This is a genomic window from Actinomadura fibrosa (assembly GCF_900659615.1).
GTDB lineage: Bacteria > Actinomycetota > Actinomycetes > Streptosporangiales > Streptosporangiaceae > Spirillospora > Spirillospora fibrosa.
In genome coordinates this window covers 1-6,241 of the sequence record NZ_CAACUY010000375.1, presented here as the reverse complement: position 1 = coordinate 6,241, position 6,241 = coordinate 1, and the positions used below count along the sequence as shown (strand labels likewise).

Annotated in this window: 5 protein-coding genes; 2 read left to right on the top strand and 3 right to left on the bottom strand. The window is 73.7% G+C overall.

All coding sequences use genetic code 11. The features are described from left to right. Together E1300_RS46485 and E1300_RS46480 are read right to left on the bottom strand one after the other, a co-directional pair. Nucleotides 1-167: acyl-CoA carboxylase subunit epsilon (locus tag E1300_RS46485; protein WP_131763658.1), on the bottom strand; the 167-nt coding region annotated here is incomplete at its 3' end. Nucleotides 168-185: 18 nt separating this feature from the next. Further along, nucleotides 186-1,787 (bottom strand): acyl-CoA carboxylase subunit beta, encoded by a 1,602-nt coding sequence (locus tag E1300_RS46480; protein ID WP_131763657.1) that lies wholly within the window; start codon nucleotides 1,785-1,787, stop codon nucleotides 186-188. Between the two features lie 134 nt (nucleotides 1,788-1,921). Between E1300_RS46480 and E1300_RS46475 the strand changes: the two genes are divergently transcribed. Further along, a complete protein-coding gene (locus tag E1300_RS46475; RefSeq protein WP_131763660.1) occupies nucleotides 1,922-4,534 on the top strand; it encodes a phosphoenolpyruvate carboxylase in 2,613 nt (870 codons plus the stop codon). 506 nt (nucleotides 4,535-5,040) lie between these two features. Here the strand turns inward: E1300_RS46475 and E1300_RS46465 are convergent. Continuing rightward, nucleotides 5,041-5,841 (bottom strand): enoyl-CoA hydratase/isomerase family protein, encoded by an 801-nt coding sequence (locus tag E1300_RS46465; protein WP_242619843.1) that lies wholly within the window; start codon nucleotides 5,839-5,841, stop codon nucleotides 5,041-5,043. Between the two features lie 94 nt (nucleotides 5,842-5,935). Between E1300_RS46465 and E1300_RS46460 the strand changes: the two genes are divergently transcribed. Then, a partial coding sequence (locus E1300_RS46460; protein ID WP_370786111.1) for a biotin--[acetyl-CoA-carboxylase] ligase occupies nucleotides 5,936-6,241 on the top strand: 306 nt, incomplete at its 3' end.

The window sequence follows — 6,241 nt, the reverse complement described above, 5'->3', positions numbered from 1 at the left end:
AGCCGGGAGCGGTCGGCCCAGCGGGACGGGGGCCGCGTGTCGCCGCCGCCCCGCGCGGCGGCGGCCGCCCGGGCGCGGGCGGTCAGCACGGCGACGAGCGCGGCGACCTCCTCGGGGGTCGGGTCGCCGTGCACGACACGCAGGAACGTCCTGTCGTCAGCGGTCACCAGGTCTCCTCGGCGGGATCAGAGCGGGATGTTCCCGTGCTTCTTCGGCGGGAGGCTCTTCCGCTTCTCCCGGAGCGCCCGGAGCGCCCGGACGACCTGCCCGCGCGTCTCCGACGGCTTGATCACGTTGTCGACGTAGCCGCGCTCGGCCGCGATGTAGGGGTTGGCGAGCGTGTCCTCGTACTCGGTGATCAGCTCGGCGCGGCGGGCGTCGGGGTCGTCCGCGGCGGCCAGCTCGCGCCGGTACAGGATGTTCACGGCGCCCTGCGCGCCCATGACCGCGATCTGCGCGGTCGGCCACGCCAGGTTGACGTCGGCGCCGAGGTGCTTGGAGCCCATGACGTCGTACGCGCCGCCGTACGCCTTGCGGGTGATCACCGTGACGAGCGGGACGGTCGCCTCGGCGTAGGCGTACAGCAGCTTCGCGCCGCGGCGGATGATCCCGTTCCACTCCTGGTCGGTGCCGGGCAGGAAGCCGGGCACGTCCACGAAGGTCAGCACGGGGATGTTGAACGCGTCGCAGGTGCGGACGAACCGGGCGGCCTTCTCGGACGCGTCGATGTCGAGCGTCCCGGCGAACTGCATCGGCTGGTTCGCGACGACGCCGACGGAGCGGCCCTCGACCCGGCCGAACCCGACGATGATGTTCGGCGCGAACTGCTCCTGGACCTCCAGGAACTCGCCGTCGTCCAGCACGTGCTCGATGGCGGTGTGCATGTCGTACGGCTGGTTCGGCGAGTCGGGGATGAGGTGGTCGAGCTCCTCGTCCGTCTCGGACGGGTCGACGGGCACCTCGAACGCGGGCGCGTCCGACAGGTTGTTGGACGGCAGGTAGGACAGCAGCGCCTTGACGTACTCGATCGCGTCGTCCTCGTCGGTGCCCTGGTAGTGGGCGACGCCGGACTTCGCGTTGTGCGAGTGCGCGCCGCCGAGCTCCTCCATGGTCACCTCCTCGCCGGTGACCGTCTTGATGACGTCCGGCCCGGTGATGAACATGTGGGACGTCTTGTCGACCATGACGATGAAGTCGGTGATCGCGGGGGAGTACACCGCGCCGCCCGCGCAGGGCCCCATGACCAGGGAGATCTGCGGGATGACGCCGGAGGCGTGCACGTTCCGCTTGAAGATCTCGGCGTACAGGCCGAGCGCGACGACGCCCTCCTGGATGCGGGCGCCGCCGGAGTCGTTGATCCCGACGACCGGGCAGCCGGTCTTCAGCGCGTGGTCCATGACCTTGCAGATCTTCTCGCCGAAGACCTCGCCGAGGGAGCCGCCGGAGACGGTGAAGTCCTGGCTGAAGACCGCGACCGGGCGGCCGTCGACGGTGCCGTGCCCGGTGACGACGCCGTCGCCGTAGGGGCGGTTGCGCTCCATCCCGAAGTTCGTCGAGCGGTGCCGGGCGAGCTCGTCGAACTCGACGAACGAGCCGGGGTCGAGCAGCGCGTCGATCCGCTCGCGGGCGGTCATCTTGCCCTTGGCGTGCTGCTTCTCGACGGCGCGCGCCGATCCGGCGTGCACCGCCTCGTACCGCCGTCGTTCCAGATCCGCGATCTTTCCCGCCGTCGTGTGGATGTCGATCTCGTCGGCGTCCAGGGCGGGTTCAGGGGCTTGCGTCGCCATGCGGGCCAGGGTAACCGCACGCTGATTCCGGGGTCGCCGCCGGGTCCGACCGGACCGGGGTGAATGCCGGGAACGGTCCGCTCATTACCCTTGGTCCCGTGGCTACGAAGACGCGTGACACTTTCCGGCAGGACATGCCCGAACCGCTCCGCCGCGACGTGCGGCTGCTGGGCGCCATGCTCGGCGACGGCCTGGTCGAGTACGGCGGCCGGGAGCTGCTGGACGACGTCGAGCGGCTCCGCCACGCCGTGATCGCGGCGCGCCGCGGCGAGATGGCGGGCGAGGAGGTCGCGGCCCTCGTGGACGGCTGGTCGCTGGAGCGCGCCGAGCAGGTCGCGCGGGCGTTCACCGTCTACTTCCACCTGACGAACCTCGCGGAGGAGCACCACCGCATCCGGACGCTGCGGGAGCGCGACACCGGCGGCAGCGTGCCCGGCTCGGTCGCGGCGGCCGTGGCGGAGATCCGCGCGGCGGGCGGCGCCCGGCTCGACGAGGTGATCGAGGGGCTGGAGTTCCGGCCCGTGTTCACCGCGCACCCCACCGAGGCCCGCCGCCGCGCCGTCGTCACCGCGATCCAGCGGATCAGCGACCTGCTGGCCGAGCTGAACGCCGGGCCGGGGCAGGGCGAGCGCGCCGAGATCGAGGGGCGGCTCCGCGAGGAGATCGACCTGCTGTGGCGGACGGCGCTGCGCCGCAACGCCCAGATGGACCCGCTGGACGAGGTCCGCACCGCGATGGCCGCGTTCGACGAGACGATCTTCCGGGTCGTCCCGCACATCTACCGGGCGCTGGACCGTGCCCTCGACGCGGACGCGACCGCCGACGGGGAGGCCGGCGAGACCGGGACCCGGCCGCCGCGGGCCCGCGCCTACCTGCGGTTCGGGAGCTGGATCGGCGGCGACCGGGACGGCAACCCCTACGTCACCGCGCAGGTCACCCGCGACGCGATCATGATCCAGGCCGACCACGTCCTGCGGGCCCTGGAGACGACCTGCGCCCGCATCGGGCGGGAGCTGACCGTCCACGAGTCGACGACGCCGCCGTCCGCGCGGCTGCGGGAGGCCCTCGCCGCCGCGCGCACGGCGCAGCCCGCCCGGATCGGCGAGCTGGCGAAGCGCTCGCCCGGCGAGCCGCACCGCCAGTTCCTGCTGTACGCGGCGGCGCGCATCGCCGCGACCCGCGAGCGCGACGCCGACCTCGCCTACGCCTCCCCGGACGAACTGCTCGCCGACCTGCGGACCGTCCAGGACTCCCTGGCCGCCTCGGGCGCCGTCCGGCAGGCGTACGGGCGCGTCCAGCAGCTGATCTGGCAGGTCGAGACCTTCGGGTTCCACCTCGCCGAGCTGGAGATCCGCCAGCACTCCGAACTGCACGAGAAGGCCCTCGCGGAGCTCCGCGCCGGCGGCGAGCGCAGTGAGATGACCGAGGAGATCCTGGAGACCCTCCGCGTCGTCGCCTGGATTCAGCAGCGGTTCGGCGTCCGGGCCTGCCACCGCTACATCGTCTCCTTCACCCGCTCCTCCGAGGACATGGCCAACGTGTACGCGCTGGCCGAGTCCCTCGGCGACGGCGCGCCCGTCCTCGACGTGATCCCGCTGTTCGAGACGGGCGAGGACCTGGAGCGCGCCCCGGAGGTCCTCGAAGGGATGCTGGAGATCCCGGCCGTCCGGCGGCGCCTGGACGAGACCGGCCGCCGCATGGAGGTCATGCTCGGCTACTCCGACTCGGCCAAGCAGCTCGGCCCGGCGAGCGCCACCCTCCGCCTGTACGACACGCAGGAGGCCCTCACCGCCTGGGCCGCCCGCAACGACGTCACGCTGACGCTGTTCCACGGCCGCGGCGGCTCGCTCGGCCGCGGCGGCGGGCCCGCCAACCGGGCGATCCTCGCGCAGGCCCCCGGCTCGGTCGCCGGCCGGTTCAAGGTCACCGAGCAGGGCGAGGTCATCTTCGCCCGGTACGGCCACCCGCAGATCGCCCGGCGGCACGTCGAGCAGGTCACCAGCGCGGTGCTGCTGGCCTCGACCGACGCCGTCCAGGACCGGGCCCGCGAGGCCGCCGCCCGGTTCCGGCCGCTCGCCGACAAGATCGGCGAGGCGGCGAAGGCGGCGTTCCGGAGCCTGATCGAGACCGACGGGTTCGCCGCCTGGTTCGCCCGGGTCAGCCCCCTGGAGGAGATCGCCGAGCTGCGGATCGGCTCCCGCCCCGCGCGCCGCAAGGCCGCCCGCGGCCTGGAGGACCTCCGCGCGATCCCGTGGGTGTTCGCCTGGACGCAGACCCGCGTGAACCTCCCCGGCTGGTACGGCCTCGGCAGCGGCCTCGCCGCCGTCTCCGCCGACGGCGCGGAGCTCACCGAGCTCCGCGAGGCGTACGAGGCGTGGCCGCTGTTCGGCGCGCTGCTCGACAACGCCGAGATGAGCCTCGCCAAGTCCGACCGCGCGATCGCCGAGCGCTACCTCGCGCTGGGCGAGCGCCCCGAGCTGTCCGAGACCGTCCTCGCCGAGTACGACCGCACCCGCTCGCTGGTGCTGGCCGTCACCGGGCACGAGCGGCTGCTGGAGAACCGGCGCGTCCTGTCCCGGGCCGTCGAGCTGCGCAACCCGTACGTGGACGCGCTGTCCCACCTCCAGCTCCGCGCCCTGACCGCCCTCCGCGCCGGCGTCGCCGACGAGGAAGAGCGCGCCCACCTGGAGTCCCTGCTCCTCCTCTCGGTGAACGGCGTAGCCGCCGGCCTCCAGAACACCGGCTGATGGCGGCCGCGCCGGAAGGCGCGGTCCGGCCGGCGGTCCCGGCCGACCGCGCCGTATTCACGCAGTCCCGGCCCACGGCACTCGCCTTGCGGCTCGTACCGTGACCGTTCCTGGGCGAACGCTGCATCGCTTCGCGATCTCCGCGGGGAGGCTCGCCTCCGGCGTCGCCTCCCCGCGTCGTTAACGCGTTCGCGTGCGGGCTGATGCGTCTGGGACCGGCACCAGGAACGCCTGCGACCCCGCCGTGGGCTCAGCCCCAGTTGGGCGCGCGAATTTCGTGCGCCAGGCGTTCTCCTCCAAGTCCAGGCCCGCGTCCAGACTCACCCCGCCGCTGAGGAGAAGGCCCGCGCCCTCGCCCTGCCGCGCCTGAGGCTTTACACCAACGAGCTGATGACGTCGAACATCGCCCTGTACGAACGACTCGGCTACCGCGAGACGCACCGCGAGGAGCGCGGCGGCCGCCACATAGTCCACATGGCGAAACCCACGCCCTGACCCTGCGGGGCTTAGCCCCAGTTCGGCTTCCGCTTCTCGTTGAAGGCGGCTATTCCCTCGCGGCGGTCGGGGGAGAAGGCGACGGTGCGCCAGGCGTTCTCCTCCAGGTCCAGGCCCGCTTCCAGGCTCACTCCGCCGCCGAGCCGCATCGCTCGCTTCGCGGCGCGGACGGCGATGGGCGAGTTCCGCGCGATGAGCCCGGCGATCGCGAGGGCCTCCTCGCGCACCGTCCCGGCGGGCACCCTGCGGTCGGCCAGGCCGTACTCCAGCGCCTCCTCGACGCCGAGGCGGCGGCCGGTGAACACCAGGTCGGCGGCCTTGCCCGGGCCGAGCCTGCGCAGCGCGAGCTGGGTGCCGCCCCCGCCGGGGACGAGGCCGACGCCCACCTCGGGCAGCCCGAACACGGCGGACTCGTCCGCGACGACGATGTCGGCGGACAGCGCGAACTCGCAGCCGCCGCCGAGCGCGTAGCCGTGCACGGCGGCGACCACCGGCTGCGGCAGGTTCAGCACGCCGCCGAACGCCGCGCGGAACACCGGCCGCTGCGCGAGGATCTCCGCGTCGCTCATCGCGTTGCGCTCCTTGAGGTCGGCGCCCACGCAGAACGCCTTCTCGCCCGCCGCGGACAGCACGACCGCGCGCACGGACCCGTCCGCCGCGACGTCCGCGCACACCGCGGCGAGGCGCCGCGCCATCGCCGTCGACAGGGCGTTCAGGGCCTCGGGCCGGTCCAGGACGATCTCGGCGACGTGCCCGTCGCCCGCGTCGCGCCGCAGCGTCACGCCGTCCAGCGTCACTCCATCACCATCCACACGCGGCACCCTAACCCCGCGGCGTCCTCCCGGCGGGGGCGGGTTCGCGGGCGGCGGTCCCAAGATCTACTTCCGCGTGGGGTTGGATGGACGGGTGAGCGATTCACCGTACGGCGATCTCGACCGCCCGCCGCTGCACGAGGCGGCCCTCCAGCGCGCGCTCGTCCGCCCCGGCGGGCTGTGGCGGGAGGTCGGCGTCGTGCCCGAGACCGGGTCGACCAACGCCGACCTCGCGGCGCGGTCCAGGGACGGCGCGCCGGAGGGGACCGTGCTGGTCACCGAGCTCCAGACCGCGGGCCGCGGGCGGCTCGGCCGGGCCTGGACGGCGCCGGCGCGCTCGGGGCTGATGTTCTCGGTGCTGCTGCGGCCCGCCGTGCCGGTGCCGCTGCTCGGCTGGGCG

Excerpts from the sequence above, each read along its gene's own strand:
- E1300_RS46475 (WP_131763660.1), top strand. The coding sequence starts at position 1,922 with ATGCCCGAACCGCTCCGCCGCGACGTGCGGCTGCTGGGCGCCATGCTC.
- E1300_RS46480 (WP_131763657.1), bottom strand. The coding sequence starts at position 1,787 with ATGGCGACGCAAGCCCCTGAACCCGCCCTGGACGCCGACGAGATCGAC.